The sequence below is a fragment of the uncultured Gilliamella sp. genome, assembly GCA_945271295.1.
GTDB lineage: Bacteria > Pseudomonadota > Gammaproteobacteria > Enterobacterales > Orbaceae > Gilliamella.
In genome coordinates this window covers 1-16827 of the sequence record CALYPG010000036.1, presented here as the reverse complement: position 1 = coordinate 16827, position 16827 = coordinate 1, and the positions used below count along the sequence as shown (strand labels likewise).

Below are 16827 nucleotides of genomic sequence, written 5' to 3'. Positions count from 1 at the left end.
AATTTTTGATCTTAATCACTAAATTCACTAACCTTATCGCTACCAGCTTTTCGCTGACACCGTGTCAGTGGATGCGCATTATAAACGCTTCTTTTTTTTTGGCAAGTAAAAAAGATTAATTACCTATTTAGTCGCATAACCTTTAAACACCTTAACAGCTAATTTTATGATATTTAATAAGATTATAGTTTACCAATTTTAAAATCAACTTTTCAACATATTGATTATATGTTGTACTAAGAACAATATTTTCTTCACTAGACGTAGATATTTTATGCAAATTATATTGAGCATTAAGTAAATTATAAACACGGGACGCTATTGCATTACCCGAATCAATAAATGTTGCTTTAGGAAAAATTATCTGTAATTCATCTTTAATAAAAGGATAATGAGTACAACCTAAAACTATTGTATCAGGTACTGTCGTCAAACCAAGCCATGGCTGTAATAAATTTTTTAATTGTTGCATATCTACAGGAATGCCCTGTAGTTTATTTTCTGCAATCAAAGCTAACTCAGACAAACCAAGAAGTTTTACCGTACAATTTTTAGCAAACTGTTGAATTAAATTAGTTGTATAAGTTCTTTGTATTGTTGCTTTGGTCGCCAAAAGTCCAATACAATTATTTTGAGTAACTTGACTAGCAGGTTTTATGGCAGGCACAACCCCCACAATAGGGAAAGAAAATCTTGAACGTAAGTTAGGTAAGCAAATTGTACTTGCTGTATTACAAGCAATTACAACTAAACTAATAGTATATAATTTAGCAATTGTTTCTATAACCGAATTAACTCTATCAATAATAAATTCTGATGATTTGTCACCATACGGAAACATTTCATTATCAAAAGCATAAATATAATGTAGATATGGCATCTTTTTACGCATTTCATTATAGACAGATAATCCTCCAATACCGGAATCAAACACTAATACTGAGTGAGGTTGTCTTACTATATTCATATTTTGTAACGGAAAAATGCTAGATCGTAAATAGGTTGAATGTCAATATCGTAAATTGATTATAAATTAATGCAAGTAATTTTATTTAAGGGAAAACTAGATTTTTCTGGTATAAATTATTAAAATAGACGTCTAGATGGTAAAACTGCTAAAATTAATTTATAACTCAATTTTATATATCAAGCATTGTACACAGCTAATTAAGAAGGTATATCATGTCAGAATTCTTATTTACTTCTGAATCAGTTTCAGAAGGACATCCAGATAAAATCGCCGATCAAATTTCAGATGCAGTATTGGATGCTATTTTAAAACAAGACCCTAAAGCTCGTGTTGCTTGTGAAACATATGTAAAAACTGGTATGGCATTAGTAGGTGGTGAAATTACTACTTCAGCATGGGTAGATATTGAAGAATTAACTAGAAAAACAATAAATGATATTGGTTATACTAGTTCAGAAATGGGGTTTGATGCCAATTCGTGCGCTGTACTCAATGCAATAGGCAAACAATCTCCAGATATTAATCAAGGTGTTGACCGAAAGAATCCTTTAGAACAAGGCGCTGGTGATCAAGGTATTATGTTTGGTTATGCAACCAATGAAATGCCCAACTTAATGCCTGCAGCAATTAGTTATGCTCATAATTTAATGCGACGTCAAACGGAAGTGAGAAAAAATGGAACCCTTCCATGGTTAAGGCCTGATGCTAAAAGCCAAGTGACATTGATATATGATAATAATCAGATTAAAGGTGTTGATACTATTGTGTTATCTACACAGCATTCTCCCGAAATGGAACAAAAAGCCTTATATGAAGCTGTTATGGAAGAAATTATTAAACCAACTTTGCCACCAGAATGGTTAACGGCTAGAACTAAATATTTCATTAATCCTACAGGACGCTTTGTTATTGGTGGACCGATGGGTGATTGTGGATTGACTGGACGTAAAATCATTGTTGATACTTATGGTGGTGCGGCACGTCACGGAGGAGGAGCTTTTTCGGGTAAAGATCCATCTAAAGTTGATCGTTCAGCAGCCTACGCAGCTCGTTATGTTGCAAAAAATATTGTTGCCGCAGGACTTGCAGATAAATGCGAGCTACAAATCTCTTATGCAATTGGTATTGCCAATCCAACTTCAATTTATGTAAATACCTTTGGCACAGAAAAAATAAATAATGAAAAAATTGTTGCATTAATCAAAGAATTTTTTGATTTAAGACCTTATGGACTTATCCAAATGCTAGACCTTATTCAACCAATTTATCAAGAAACAGCGACTTATGGTCACTTTGGTCGAGATATTTTCCCTTGGGAACAATTAGATAAAGCAGAAATGTTACGTGATGCAGCAGGTTTATAAACGAATACCTATTTATTTACATAATCATGTAATGGCTTGCTTAAGAACACATTTAGCGCAAGCTAATAAACTTCTACAAACACAATACATTGAACCGAAAATCATCTACAGAGCAAAAGGAAGTGTTGCTGGTAGTGCTTTTTTAACTCGCTGGGAAATACAAATCAATTCAACCATGCTTTATGAAAATGGCAAAATCTTTATTGAAGAAGTAGTACCTCATGAATTGGCTCACCTGATTGTTTTCAAAAAATTTGGAAAAGTCAAACCGCATGGTAAAGAGTGGCAATATATAATGTCACAAGTATTAGGCAAAATACCTAAAACTACGCATAATTTCGAGGTGAAATCACATGATAGTTTTGTTTATTATTGTCAATGTCAAGAACATCATTTAACCAAAATAAGACATAATAAAATTGAGCACAATAAAACTGAGTATTTATGCCGTAAATGCGGTACTATACTTAAACTTAAAAATTCTATTTAATATTAAGATATTGTATGTGTAAATTAGATTTCCATTTCTACAAAAGTTCTGTATTTATTGTTATTCTTGGTGTATTACTTTATGTTATAGGCAATTTTTTTCTACCATTATATGGTGGATTAACAGTTACATTGATAGAGCATTCTCAGTCGCTTTTTTTATTATTTATGTGTTGCTATACTTATTATTATGCTAAACATGTAACGAATAATTCTGAATTATATAAATTTTGGATTTGGACAATATTTTGGTGGTTTATGCTTTTTGGTCGAGGAATTAGTTGGGGACGAGATTTTTTTCCTGATGTGCCACGCTTCTATTATAAAATTATTGCTAGTATTTTAATCGCCATCCCTATTCTTAGTATTTTTTTTCCATCTATCCGCCGCGAAATAGTTAGGCGTTTTAAATTCGAAAACATTCCAGTTTGGCATATCGTATTAGCTTTTTTATTTTTAGGCATAGCCGATATTGCTGAACACCACAGAATCGGTCATCAATTTTTAGTCCTAACCAGAGAACGAAAAGATCTCATTGAAGAATTAATGGAAATACCTTGTTTGCTTAGTTTAGCTTTAACTACTTTTTATATGCAAAAAAATGAACAGAAAAGGTTAAACTCATAATGTTAAGTTATCGTCATAGTTATCACGCAGGTAATCACGCAGATGTATTAAAACATGTGGTATTAACACTTTGCATTGAAGCATTAAAAGAAAAAGATAAACCTTTTTTATATTTAGATACTCATTCTGGTGCTGGACGATATTTATTACAAAGTGAACATGCAGAAAAAACTGGAGAATACTTATCAGGCGTTAACTTAATCTGGCAACAACCCAATACCCCTGATTTACTCAATACCTATATTTCTATTTTAAAACGTTATAATCCTTATCAAACATTAAAATATTATCCTGGCTCACCATTAATTGCCAAACAGCTATTACGTGAACAAGATAAACTTAACCTCACTGAATTACACCCTACAGATTACCCATTATTACGGCAAGAATTCAACAAAGATAAACGTGCCAAAGTTTTACGTGAAGATGGTTTTATACAATTAAAATCAAAACTACCACCAGTAACACGTCGTGGAATTATATTAATTGATCCATCTTATGAGATCAAAAATGATTATTATAAAATTCCATCTGCTTTATTTGAAGCATACAAACGTTTTGCAACTGGTATTTATTTAATCTGGTATCCTGTCGTTTCGCGTACCACAACCCAAAGAATGATTGATGATATTATAAAATTGGGTATTAAACGAATTTCTCAATTTGAGTTAGCACTAAAACCAGATAATAACCAAAAAGGGATGACAGCATCAGGTATGATAGTTATTAATCCACCTTGGAAATTACATGAACAAATGCAAACCATTATGCCATGGTTAAAACAGATTTTAGATACCGAAAAAACTGGAAGTTTCACCATTAAACAGTTAGTATCAGAATAGATTTATTAGTTCAAATGCGAGGATAACCTCGCATTTTCAACATGCAGCTAACAATAATTAAAAAAGACTTATCGGAAAAAATTAATAATAGTTTACTTAAATTATGGGAAAAAGTGACAAGAAAATAGATAAATCCACAAAATAACCGTAAGTAATAGTGATAAGCAAACTGCCGCAGAACCATAATCTTTGGCGCGACCTGATAACTCATGTCGCTCGCTACCAATTCGATCTACAACACACTCAATCGCACTATTAATTAGTTCAACAATCATCACTACACCAATAGAACCAAGTAATAAAATACGTTCATAGATTGTAAAATCGATTAACATAACAGTTATATAAGCAACAATTAGTGAAATCAATTCTTGGCGAAAAGCAGTTTCGTATTGAATAGCTGATTTAAAACCTTTTATAGAATATTTGGTTGCATTTATTAAGCGTTGTAAGCCTTTCGCTTTTTCCATAATTTTATTCCAAACCAAGTTTATCTTACATATCCATAATTCATTAAACGTTGAAATCTTCTTTCAAGCAGTACCGATAAATCCATATTTTCAAGTTCATCAAGATCATTAATCAACTGTTTTTTAAGTGATATAGAAACAGCTTCATAATTACGATGTGCACCACCAAGTGGTTCCGGTACGACTGAATCAATAAGCTTTAATTTTAACAATTTATCTGCTGTCATATTCATTGCTTCAGCAGCAATAGGTGCCTTATCAGCGCTTTTCCATAAAATTGAAGCACAACCTTCAGGTGATATAACAGAGTAAGTACTATATTGAAGCATATTTACTTTATCAGAAACGCCAATAGCGAGCGCTCCACCGGATCCGCCTTCACCAATAACGGTGCAAATAGTTGGTACTTTTAGACGTGACATTTCACGCAAATTACGTGCAATTGCTTCAGATTGCCCTCGTTCTTCTGCGCCTATGCCTGGATAGGCTCCTGGAGTATCAATAAATGTAATAATTGGTAATTTAAAACGCTCTGCTAGTTGCATTAATCGCAAAGCCTTACGGTAACCCTCTGGAGCTGGCATACCAAAATTACGATAAATTTTTTGTTTTGTTTCACGACCTTTTTGGTGACCAATAACCATTACCGGACGCTCATCTATACGAGCGATGCCACCAACAATTGCTTTATCATCAGCATAGGCTCGATCACCTGCTAATTCATCAAAATCAGTAAAAATTCCATTAATATAATCTATGGTGTAAGGTCGGTTTGGATGTCTAGCTAATTGCGCAATATCCCAAGGAGATAAATTGTTAAATATTTTTTTGGTTAACTCATTACTTTTTTTATTTAATTGTTTAATTTCTTTATCTAAATTGATATCTAATTCAACTTGTTGTGAATCAATATTCTTTAAGGAATTAATCTTTGCTTCTAATTCCGCGATCGGCTTTTCAAATTCCAAAAAATTGTTCATAACTATTATGATTGCCTCTTGTCTTATTTTGTATTTTCTATAAATACATTATTAAATTCAGTATACTGACTATTTCTTAAATTAAAATTAAGCCAATTCTACTATGTAATACTCATTGAAGTCATCAATAATTATTTCTAATTAATTCCTATAATTAAAAAATCGATTTCTTGTCACACAAGTTTTTCTATAGTTCATGTTGCTATCAATGGAAATTACATTATCATTTATTCAAACTCAAATTCAACTCTATCATTGCCTAATAATGTTTTTAATTCAATAATAAGTGCATCTTCAGGTACAATTCGCCATGTAGTACCAAATTGCAGTCGAACTACTGAATCATCACGGTGATAATATAAATTAACAAGTATGCTACCCTGCCGATATGGTTCAAAAATCTGCTGTAAACGTTGCAACATTGTACGATTTGCTTCATTTTCAGTTAAAGTAATAGCCAATCCTTTTACATACTTAGCTCGAGCATCTTTTAAATCGACAATCTCACGGACTGACATCTTGAGCCCACCATTAAAATCATCATTACTAACTTGACCGGTCACTATCAAAATTTTATCTTTTACTAACAAATGCTCAAATTTTTCTAATGAATCAGTGAAAAGCATAGCATCCATACGACCAGATCGATCATCTAAAGTAAATAAACCGATTCTATTCCCTTTTTTAGTGATCCTTACTCTAGCATCAACCACAATACCAGCAAGAGTTATCATTTTTCCCCAACCGGTGGGCGACGCTTCACTAATTCTTAAACCTCCGGCATATCGATTCAACTCTTTTAAATATTGCGTAACGGGATGGCCTGTTAAATAAAGCCCTAATGCTTCACGTTCTCCATCAAGTAAAACTTGTTCGGGTAACTCAGGAACAGCTGCATATGCATGTTCAACTTGTTCTGGCTCTTCGGCTAATACCCCAAACATATCTTCTTGTCCAATATCTTGGGCTTTAGCATATTGTTCAGCTGCTTGCATGGCATCATTAATACTATGTAATATCGCCGCCCTATGAGGTCCTAATTTGTCAAACGCACCAGCCATGGTAAGTTTTTCGAGTACTCGTCGATTAATTTTTTTCATATCAGTACGGGCACAAAGTTCAAAAATATTTTTAAAATAGCCTCCACTATTACGTGCTTCAACAATTGCCTCTATAGGACCTTCACCAACCCCTTTTATGGCTCCAATACCATAAACAATTTCCCCTTTCTCATTAACGTGGAAATGATAAAGCCCACTATTTATATCTGGTGGATTGACTTTTAATCCCATGCGTAAACATTCATCTACTAAACCAACAATCTTATCAGTATTATCCATATCAGCAGTCATAACTGCCGCCATAAACTCCGCTGGATAGTGTGTTTTTAACCATAAAGTTTGATAAGAAACTAGCGCATAAGCAGCTGAATGTGATTTATTAAATCCATAACCAGCAAATTTTTCTACCAAATCAAATATGCGCATGGAAAGTTCTCCATCCACACCTTGTTTTTCGGCACCCTCTTTAAATACTGAACGTTGTTTTGCCATTTCTTCAGGTTTTTTCTTACCCATTGCACGCCGAAGTAAATCAGCTCCACCTAAAGTGTAACCTGATAAAGTTTGTGCAATTTGCATAACCTGTTCTTGATATAAAATAATACCATAAGTAGGTTCTAAAATAGGCTTTAAGGATTCATGTTGATGATTAATGTCAGGATATGAAACCTCTTCTCGACCATGTTTACGGTCGATAAAATTATCTACCATCCCAGATTGTAATGGACCTGGACGGAATAGTGCCACTAAAGCAATCATATCTTCAAAACAATCGGGTTTTAAACGCCTAATTAAATCTTTCATACCCCGCGATTCGAGTTGGAATACCGCAGTCGTTTCCGCCTTTAATAATAATTCAAAGGATTTTTCGTCATTAAGTGGAATATGGGCAATATTAATCTTTGGTTTGCCTTCTCTAACTTGGCGTTCATTAATCATTTTGATTGCCCAATCAATAATGGTTAATGTTCTAAGTCCTAAAAAGTCGAATTTAACTAAACCTGCATATTCCACATCATTCTTATCAAATTGAGTGACGGGATAATTTCCTTCAGGATCACAATAAATAGGTGAAAAATCGGTGATTTTAGTTGGTGAAATCACTACTCCACCGGCATGTTTACCGGCATTGCGAGTTACACCTTCTAATTGCCTTGCAATATCAATTAAAGATTTTATTTCTTCATTATTATCATATAATTCTTGAAGTTGTGGCTCTACTTCAAAAGCTTTTGCCAGAGTCATGCCTGGATCTAAAGGGATCAATTTTGAAATACGATCCACAAACCCATATGGATGCCCAAGTACTCTGCCTACGTCTCGAATTACAGCTTTAGCGGCCATCGTACCAAAGGTAATAATTTGTGAGACTGCATCTCGACCATACATTTCTGCGACATGATCAATAACTAGATCGCGCTTTTCCATACAAAAATCGACATCAAAGTCAGGCATTGAAACACGTTCAGGATTTAAAAAACGTTCAAAAAGTAGATCAAATGCTAAAGGGTCTAAATCGGTTATTTTTAAAGAATAGGCAACTAATGAACCTGCCCCAGAACCTCGCCCTGGTCCGACAGGAATATCATTATCCTTTGACCATTGTATGAATTCCATAACAATCAGAAAATAACCTGGGAAGCCCATTTGATTAATTACTGTCAATTCTGTTTCTAAACGTTCATCATACTCAGGTCGTCTTTGTTTTCTAATTTCAGGATCAGGAAAAAGAAATTCGAGACGTTCTTCCAATCCTTGGCGAGATTTATGTACTAAAAAATCTTCAGTTGACATATCACCGGTTGGAAACTTCGGTAAAAAATATTCGCCTAATCGAATGGTGACATTACATCGTTTTGCGATTTCAACACTATTTTCCAATGCTTCTGGAATATCAGAAAATAGCTCACACATTTCTTGTTCGGTGCGTAAATATTGTTCTGGTGAATAATTTTTAGGCCTATTGGGATCTTCTAGTGTATTACCATCATGAATTGCAACTCGAATTTCATGGGCTTCAAAATCTGAAGAATTTAAAAAACGAACATCATTTGTCGCAACAACTGGCAACATATATTGTTCAGCTAGTTTTACTGCATTATGGATAAATAACTCTTCGTTAAGCCGTTTAGTACGTACTAATTCAAAATAGAAATGATCTGCAAAATTATCAAGATAAAATTGTATCGCATGATCAATTATTGTTTGATTATTTCGGATAATACCAATACCTATATCGCTATCCCGTCCAGCTAATATAATTAATCCTTTACAGTGTTCAATTAACCACTCAAGATCAACAACTGGCAAATCCCCAATATACCCTCGCTGATAAGCTTTCGATATTAACAAAGTAAGATTTTGATAACCTTCATTATTAGTAGCTAAAATTGTCAAATGGTAGATATCATCTGGTAAATGGGTACTTCTAATGGCTAAATCGACACCAATGATCGGTTTAATTCCTTTGGACATTGCCGAACCATAGAATTTTACCAGTCCACAAAGATTACTGAAATCAGTGATTGCAAAAGCAGGCATCTGCAATTTGCTCACCTCATTCACTAATGTATTAACTTTTGCAATTCCATCAATCATTGAAAAGTCACTATGCAAATGAAGATGAATAAATTTAGGATCTGCCATAATTCTCAATAGTTATTTCGCAATAAAAATCATGGCAGGATTATAACACAAGCAGTATGAATATTCTTATTCTCTTTAAGCAGAGAAAAATCAGAAATATAAGGTAATAATAAAAACTCTCGTTGCATAGGTAAACGAGAGTTTAATTGCACTAAAACAAGTTACAGTTGTTTTTCATTGATATAAATGAATTTTTATAATTTTTTACGACGTAGCCCTTCTGCATTTGCAGCTTTTATTGCGGCAAATACTGTATTTGGATTGATTTCTGCTAAGGAATTATGAATAGATTCACTTTCTGCACAAGCTAATATAGCCACTTTCATCAAATCTTCATCACTAACATTTGTTAAACCAATTTCAGCAAGTGTTGTTGGTAAACCAACTGATTCACAAAATGCATAAACTGTTTCAATCATATTTGGGTCACTATCAATTAACATTAACATCGCCAAAGTTCCTATTGCAACTTTTTCACCATGCCAATAATCATGTGTAGCTTCTAATGCAGTAAAGCCATTATGAATTGAATGAGCAGCAGATAATCCCCCACTTTCAAATCCCAGTCCAGAAAGCAAGGTATTTGCTTCAATTACATGTTCTAATGCTGGTGTTACTATCTTTTGTTCACAAGCATTTTTTGCTTGTACACCATATTTCAGTAATACATCAAAACAAAATTCAGCTAAGGCAAATGCTGAAATCGGACCTGGACGTCCGGTCATATTCCCGGCTTTAGATTGACGACAATCTTCTGCTTCAAACCATGTGGCTAAAGCATCTCCCATTCCTGCAACTAAAAATCGTGCTGGTGCTTTAGCAATGACATTTGAATCAACTAACACCAAATCAGGATTGCGTGGCAATACAAAATAGCGTTTAAACTCACCAGTTGGTGTATAAATAACAGATAAAGCACTACATGGTGCATCAGTTGAGGCAAGAGTTGGTACAACTACACAAGGGTAATTTAGTTCTGCAGCAACTGCTTTAGCTGTATCAATAGCTTTACCACCTCCAATACCAACTATTACGTCAATATGTTCTGCTTTAACCAATGTAATGATTCTTGCGATCTCTTCATCACTACATTCTCGATTGAAAACATCAATTGCAAATCCAATATTTCCTGCTAAAGACTTTTCAATTACGCTAGATAAATTTTTATGTGCTGATGGGCTTTCGAGCAGTAGTGCTTTTTTCCCAAGCCTTGCTAATTCTTGACCCAAACAATTTTCAATTGCATTAAAACCTTGAATATAGCGGTTAGGAAAAAGTGCAGTAGTAATCATAATAACAGCTCCTAAAATGTAAAAATAAAAATTCGTTTATAGATATAACCTCATCTTCAACCAATAGTGATAGATACATTAGTAATGTAAATAACCACAACATACGCTTTTATTTTCAATTAATCTAATAAGTTGTTACAAAAATGTGGTATAACCCACATTTTTATTTAACAAGGATTAGCTGTTATTAAAAAATTAATAAAGGTAGGATTTTTCCCATCACGCATTAGTAATGGGAAAACAAATTAAATTAGATTTTTTTGAACAATACTGAACCGTTTGTTCCACCAAAACCGAAAGAATTACATAAAGCATATTCTAAATTCTTAACTTGACGGGCAGTATGTGGTACATAATCTAAATCACATCCTTCATCAGGATTATCGAGATTTATTGTTGGCGGTACTGCTTGATCGCGCAGGGCAAGAACTGTAAAAATTGATTCAACAGCCCCAGCAGCTCCTAGTAAATGACCAATCATTGATTTAGTGGAACTAACTAACACTTTGTGAGAATTCTCTTTGAAAATACTTTTTACAGCTTGTGTTTCAGCTTTATCACCTGCTGGTGTTGATGTACCATGTGCATTAATATAACCTACTTGCTCAGGTGTTATTCCTGCATCACGGATTGCACATTTCATTGCTAGTGCAGCTCCACTACCATCTTCTGGAGGTGAAGTCATATGATAGGCATCCGCACTCATGCCAAAACCAACAACTTCTGCATAGATTTTAGCGCCACGTTTTTTGGCATGTTCATACTCTTCTAAAAATAAAATTCCCGCACCATCACCCAGGACAAAACCATCACGATCTTTATCCCATGGGCGACTTGCTCCTTTAGGGTTTTCATTATTAGTTGATAATGCACGAGCAGCACCAAAGCCACCAATACCAAGAGGAGTACTAGCCTTTTCGCCACCACCAGCTAACATAGCATCTGCGTCACCATAAGCGATGATGCGCGCTGCATGACCAATATTATGCACACCTGATGAACAGGCAGTTGCAATCGTTATACTTGGTCCTTTTAAGCCATAAATAATAGACAAATGACCTGCTATCATATTAACAATAGTCGAAGGTACAAAAAAAGGACTGATTTTACGAGGTCCGCCATTAACTAATGCACTATGGTTTTCCTCAATTAAGCCTAATCCACCAATACCTGAACCAATAGCACAACCAATACGTTCTGCATTTTCCTCATTAATATCAATACCAGCATCTTGCATTGCTTGTATGCCCGCAGCGATACCATATTGGATAAAGTAATCCATTTTACGTGCATCTTTACGAGTAATATTATAATCTTCGCTATTAAAATTTTTAACCATTGCTGCGAAGCGGGTAGCGAAAGGGGCTGTATCAAAGTGTTCTATGAGTTCAACTCCACTTTGACCTGCTAATAATGCTTGCCAGGTGGATTCAACTGTATTGCCGACTGGAGATATCATGCCCATTCCAGTAACAACAACTCTGCGTTTAGACACATTGTCCTCCAGAAAAGGATTGAAATGAAATTTGATTCAATGAAAATCTTATCTTCTATACATTTTCTTTAGATTTGTATCATATTTATTTTTTTGAAAAAAATATAAATACAAACTAGGCGATCATCTGACCGCCTATTGTGAAAACGCTGCTAACCTTATTGATTTGCAGTAATATAATCAATTGCTGATTGTACAGTTGTAATTTTTTCAGCTTCTTCATCTGGAATTTCAGTATCAAATTCTTCTTCTAAAGCCATAACTAGTTCAACTGTATCTAGAGAGTCAGCGCCAAGATCTTCAACGAAAGAAGATTCATTTTTAACTTGTTCTTCTTTCACACCAAGTTGCTCAACAATAATTTTCTTAACTCGCTCTTCAATAGTGCTCATACTCTTTTTTTTCCTATAAAAATTGCCGAAAGTGGCTGTTAATGTAAGTTTATAAAATGTTGAAAAAGATGCAAACTATTTTTCAACCCAATTGCTTATTTTTTATACAAAATCACTAAAATATTAGTTTATTTTACACTATTCTAATTAATTACACCATATACATGCCACCATTGACATGTAATGTTTCACCAGTAATGTAAGATGCCTCGTCGGAAGCAAGAAAAGCAACAGCATTAGCAATTTCTGAGGGCTTACCTAACCGACCAGCGGGAACTTGTGCCAATGTTAATGCTTTTTGTTCTTCTGTTAGTGCATGCGTCATATCGGTTGCAATAAAACCAGGTGCAACAATATTAACCGTAATACCACGTGATGCGACTTCTCGTGCTAGTGATTTACTAAAACCAATTAATCCAGCTTTTGCTGCAGCATAATTTGCTTGTCCAGCATTTCCCATTGTACCAACAACTGAACCAATTGTGACAATTCGACCATAACGTTTTTTCATCATGGTGCGCATTAATGCTTTGGACAAACGGAATACCGAAGTTAAATTGGTATCTAGAATATCTTGCCACTCATCTTCTTTCATTCTCATTAATAAGTTATCACGAGTAATACCGGCATTATTAACCAAAATATCAATATCACCAAATTCTGCTTTAATAGCGCCAATTACAGACTCAATAGATGCTTCATCTGTTACATTTAAGGTTAAACCTTTACCTTTTGTACCTAAATATTGGCTGATAGCATCTGCGCCTTTTTCGGTTGTTGCTGTACCAATCACAGTAGCACCACAAGCAACCAGCTTTTCTGCAATTGCTTTACCAATACCGCGACTTGCGCCAGTCACTAAAGCAATTTTTCCTGATAGATTCATAACTACCTCTTTCTATTTTTTACTTAGTATTTTCTAATGCAATATCTAATGAAGCTTTATCATTAACAGCACAGCCAGAAAGTGAATCAACAATACGTTTAGTTAATCCAGTTAACACTTTACCTGGTCCCATTTCAACTAAAAGAGTCACACCTTGTTTTGCCATCTGCTCTACTGTTTCAGTCCAACGAACAGGACTATATAATTGAGCAATTAAAGCCGCTTTTATATTTTCAGCAGACGTTTCCACTTTCACATTAACATTGTTGATGACAGCAAATTTTGGCACACTAAACTCGATACTTTTTAAAGTGGTAGCTAATTTATCTGCCGCTGGTTTCATTAATGCACAATGAGATGGAACACTCACAGCAAGGGGGAGCGCTCGTTTTGCACCAGCTTCTTTACATAACGATCCAGCACGCTCAACCGCTTCTTTATTACCAGCAATAACAACTTGCCCTGGTGAATTAAAATTAACAGGCGCAACCACTTGACCTTGTGCTGCTTGTTCACAGGCTTTGCTTATTAACTCATTATCGAGTCCAATAATGGCATACATTGCACCCGTTCCAGTTGGTACTGCTTCTTGCATTAACTTTCCACGAAGTTCAACTAATTTAATCGCATCTTTAAAATCAATAACTCCTGCACAAACTAAAGCCGAGTATTCGCCCAAGCTATGACCAGCCATAAATTCTGGCTGGCTACCATGCAAACTTTGCCAAACTCTAAAAATAGCAACCGAGGAAGCAAGTAGTGCTGGTTGTGTTTGCCAGGTTTTATTTAATTCTTCTGCTGGACCTTGTTGTACTAAAGCCCATAAATCATAGTTCAATACTTCAGAGGCTTCATCAAACGTTGATTTTACAATAGGATAATTATCGGCTAAATCTTTTAACATACCGACAGCTTGTGAGCCTTGTCCCGGAAATACCATTGCAAATTTGGTCATCATTAAATCCTTGATCATTTAAAATACATCTTATTATTAAAATCTAATTAGGGCAGATCCCCAAACAAATCCACCACCAAAGGCCTCTAATAAGATTAATTGGCCTCGTTTAATGCGCCCATCTCGGACGCCGACATCTAGTGCACATGGAACTGAAGCCGCCGAAGTATTACCTTGTTTATCTAATGTAACAATAACCTTGCTCATATCCATATCTAAACGTTTAGCTGTTGCAGCAATAATTCTTAAATTAGCTTGATGGGGGACTAACCAGTCCAAATCAGCTTTATTGAAAGCATTTTCCGTTAAAAGCTCATCCACTAAATTTGAAAGTTCCTTAACGGCAACTTTAAACACTTCATTTCCGTGCATTGTCATATAAACAGGATTAGTGATATCACGACGATCTAAGTATGGGTATTTTAATAATTCACTATAGCGACCATCTGCATGCAGATGGGAAGCAATAATACCTGGTTCATCAGATGCTCCAACCACAACTGCTCCTGCACCATCACCAAAAATAATAATCGTACCGCGATCATTTGGATCAATCCCTCGAGTTAGCATGTCTGAACCAACAACTAAGGCGTATTTTATCGCACCACTTTTGATATATTTATCGGCAATATCTAGTGCATAAACAAATCCTGAGCAAGCAGCTGCTACATCAAATGCAATCAAATCAGCAATGCCTAATTTGGCTTGCAATTCGGTGGCAGAACTTGGAAACGCATTAACTGAAGTCGCAGTTGCAACAATAATTAAACCAATTTCATTCTTATCAATATTAGCCATTTCAATAGCATTAATTGCTGCGGCGTAAGCCATACTAGTTACAGTTTCATCAGGCGCTGCAATACGCCTTTCCTTAATGCCTGTACGTGTTGTAATCCATTCATCACTAGTATCAACCATTTTTTCTAAATCAGCATTGGTTCTAATTTGTTCGGGAAGATAACTTCCTGTTCCTAATATCTTTGTATACATCTATTTATTCGCTCTTAGATAGTGCGGAAGAAAGACTGCTAGCAATCTTCTCTGGTATATTCATTTGTATAGCCAAAATAGCTTGTTCTATTGCTGCAAAAAAGGATTTTTGATTGGCACTACCATGACTTTTAATCACAATACTTCGAAGTCCAAGTAAACAAGCTCCATTATATCGTCCGGGATCTAAATAACCAAAATTTTTTGCGATCTTTCTTTGTAACCACTTACTCAACAATTTCATAAATAACGAATTTTTCCCTAGTGATAATTTAATTGATGACATAAAAATTTTAATTAAACCTTCTACAGTTTTTAAGGTTACATTACCAACAAAACCATCACAGACTAATACATCTGTTTTACCCGTTAACAGTTCATTACCTTCTAAATAACCGATAAAATTAATTTGATCATTGGATTTTAAAATCGAAGCTGCTTCCCGAATTTTATCTAAGCCTTTGACATCTTCTTCACCAATATTGAGCAAAGCAATACGAGGATGAGCAATCTGAAGTACCGACTTGGCCAAGATTCCCCCCATTATTGCAAATTGCACCAGCATATCACTATCACATTCAGCGTTAGCGCCTAAATCAAGCACCACCGTATTTTGATTATTTAATGCTGGTAAAGTTGCCACTAATGCTGGACGATCAATGCCGGTTAAAGACTGCAATAATAATTTTGACAATCCCATTAACGCTCCAGTATTGCCTGCACTTACACATGCTTGAGCTTTATTGTCTTTAACCAGTTCAAGTGCCATTTTCATTGACGAACCTTGGCTATGCCGAATTGCATAAGCAGGTTTCATATCATTAGTAATAATAGATGTTGATTCAATTATAATTAATCGATCATTATTTTGATATTGAGTAACAAGTTGATTATTTTCTTTGGACAAAAAAAACCCAATTTCCGTTGGATCGCCCACCAGAAAAAAAGAAAGATTTGGATAACGACTTAATGCTTGTATTGCAGCAGGAACAACAATACGAGGACCGAAGTCCCCGCTCATAGCATCTAACGCAATGGTTAGATTATCCAAAATGTCACCTGAGGATTTCTAATTATTTAGAAATCACTTTACGACCACGATAATAACCATCAGCGGTTACGTGATGACGTAAATGTGTTTTGCCTGATTCATCAACTGAGATATTAGCAGCAGTTAATGCATCATGAGAACGACGCATACCACGTTTTGCACGAGTTTTACGATTCTGTTGAACAGCCATGGACTTACCCCTTATTCTTTAAACTATCTAAAATTGCAAATGGATTCGGTTTTTCATTCTCAGCAGGAATTTCACCAAATACCATATCTGCCTCTGACACTTCGCAGTGTTTACTATCATGTACCGG

The 16827-nt window shown here is 34.9% G+C and carries 16 protein-coding genes and 1 pseudogene; 4 read left to right on the top strand and 13 right to left on the bottom strand.

The features are described 5' to 3' along the window. Positions 1-151: 151 nt before the first annotated feature. Positions 152-967 (bottom strand): glutamate racemase, encoded by an 816-nt coding sequence (gene murI / locus Q0K76_RS12475; RefSeq protein ID WP_294616001.1) that lies wholly within the window; start codon positions 965-967, stop codon positions 152-154. Positions 968-1182: 215 nt separating this feature from the next. On the opposite strand from murI, the gene metK reads away from it, so the two are divergent. From metK to Q0K76_RS12455, 4 genes are read left to right on the top strand one after another with little or no spacing between them, the layout of a single operon-like run. Then, on the top strand, positions 1183-2334 hold the full coding sequence (gene metK / locus Q0K76_RS12470; RefSeq protein ID WP_294616000.1) for a methionine adenosyltransferase: 1152 nt from the start codon (positions 1183-1185) through the stop codon (positions 2332-2334). Continuing rightward, a complete protein-coding gene (locus Q0K76_RS12465; RefSeq protein ID WP_294615999.1) occupies positions 2318-2824 on the top strand; it encodes a SprT family zinc-dependent metalloprotease in 507 nt (168 codons plus the stop codon). Before metK ends, Q0K76_RS12465 begins: the two co-directional genes overlap by 17 nt. Positions 2825-2838: 14 nt before the next feature. Beyond that, a complete protein-coding gene (locus Q0K76_RS12460; protein ID WP_294615998.1) occupies positions 2839-3450 on the top strand; it encodes a hypothetical protein in 612 nt (203 codons plus the stop codon). Then, positions 3450-4292, top strand: coding sequence for a 23S rRNA (adenine(2030)-N(6))-methyltransferase RlmJ (locus Q0K76_RS12455; protein ID WP_294615997.1), 843 nt, complete (start codon positions 3450-3452; stop codon positions 4290-4292). Before Q0K76_RS12460 ends, Q0K76_RS12455 begins: the two co-directional genes overlap by 1 nt. A gap of 101 nt (positions 4293-4393) precedes the next feature. Here Q0K76_RS12455 and Q0K76_RS12450 read toward each other — a convergent pair whose 3' ends face one another. From Q0K76_RS12450 to Q0K76_RS13090, 12 genes and pseudogenes are all read right to left on the bottom strand, one after another. Next, positions 4394-4762 carry a diacylglycerol kinase gene (locus Q0K76_RS12450; protein WP_294615996.1) on the bottom strand — a complete coding sequence of 123 codons (369 nt, stop codon included), beginning with the start codon at positions 4760-4762 and terminating at the stop codon, positions 4394-4396. Positions 4763-4782: 20 nt separating this feature from the next. Continuing rightward, on the bottom strand, positions 4783-5742 hold the full coding sequence (accA, locus tag Q0K76_RS12445) for an acetyl-CoA carboxylase carboxyl transferase subunit alpha (RefSeq protein ID WP_294615995.1): 960 nt from the start codon (positions 5740-5742) through the stop codon (positions 4783-4785). 227 nt (positions 5743-5969) lie between these two features. Beyond that, positions 5970-9449: a DNA polymerase III subunit alpha gene (gene dnaE / locus Q0K76_RS12440; protein WP_294615994.1), complete on the bottom strand. Its 3480-nt coding sequence runs from the start codon at positions 9447-9449 to the stop codon at positions 5970-5972. Positions 9450-9643: 194 nt separating this feature from the next. Next, a complete protein-coding gene (locus Q0K76_RS12435; RefSeq protein ID WP_294615993.1) occupies positions 9644-10741 on the bottom strand; it encodes a glycerol dehydrogenase in 1098 nt (365 codons plus the stop codon). A gap of 250 nt (positions 10742-10991) precedes the next feature. Beyond that, positions 10992-12236 (bottom strand): beta-ketoacyl-ACP synthase II, encoded by a 1245-nt coding sequence (fabF, locus tag Q0K76_RS12430; protein WP_294615992.1) that lies wholly within the window; start codon positions 12234-12236, stop codon positions 10992-10994. Between the two features lie 158 nt (positions 12237-12394). After that, positions 12395-12628, bottom strand: a complete 234-nt coding sequence (gene acpP / locus Q0K76_RS12425; protein WP_294615991.1) for an acyl carrier protein — start codon at positions 12626-12628, stop codon at positions 12395-12397. A gap of 151 nt (positions 12629-12779) precedes the next feature. Then, a complete protein-coding gene (gene fabG / locus Q0K76_RS12420) occupies positions 12780-13514 on the bottom strand; it encodes a 3-oxoacyl-ACP reductase FabG (protein ID WP_294615990.1) in 735 nt (244 codons plus the stop codon). A gap of 19 nt (positions 13515-13533) precedes the next feature. Next, positions 13534-14469: an ACP S-malonyltransferase gene (gene fabD, locus Q0K76_RS12415; protein ID WP_294615989.1), complete on the bottom strand. Its 936-nt coding sequence runs from the start codon at positions 14467-14469 to the stop codon at positions 13534-13536. A 36-nt stretch (positions 14470-14505) separates the two neighbouring features. Then, entirely contained in the window at positions 14506-15459 is a 954-nt protein-coding gene (locus tag Q0K76_RS12410) for a beta-ketoacyl-ACP synthase III (RefSeq protein ID WP_294615988.1), read from the bottom strand. Positions 15460-15463: 4 nt separating this feature from the next. Continuing rightward, positions 15464-16510 (bottom strand): phosphate acyltransferase PlsX, encoded by a 1047-nt coding sequence (plsX, locus tag Q0K76_RS12405; protein WP_294615987.1) that lies wholly within the window; start codon positions 16508-16510, stop codon positions 15464-15466. Positions 16511-16532: 22 nt separating this feature from the next. Continuing rightward, positions 16533-16700, bottom strand: coding sequence for a 50S ribosomal protein L32 (gene rpmF / locus Q0K76_RS12400; RefSeq protein ID WP_065557369.1), 168 nt, complete (start codon positions 16698-16700; stop codon positions 16533-16535). 4 nt (positions 16701-16704) lie between these two features. Beyond that, positions 16705-16827: pseudogene (locus Q0K76_RS13090) on the bottom strand (hypothetical protein); the annotation flags it as partial.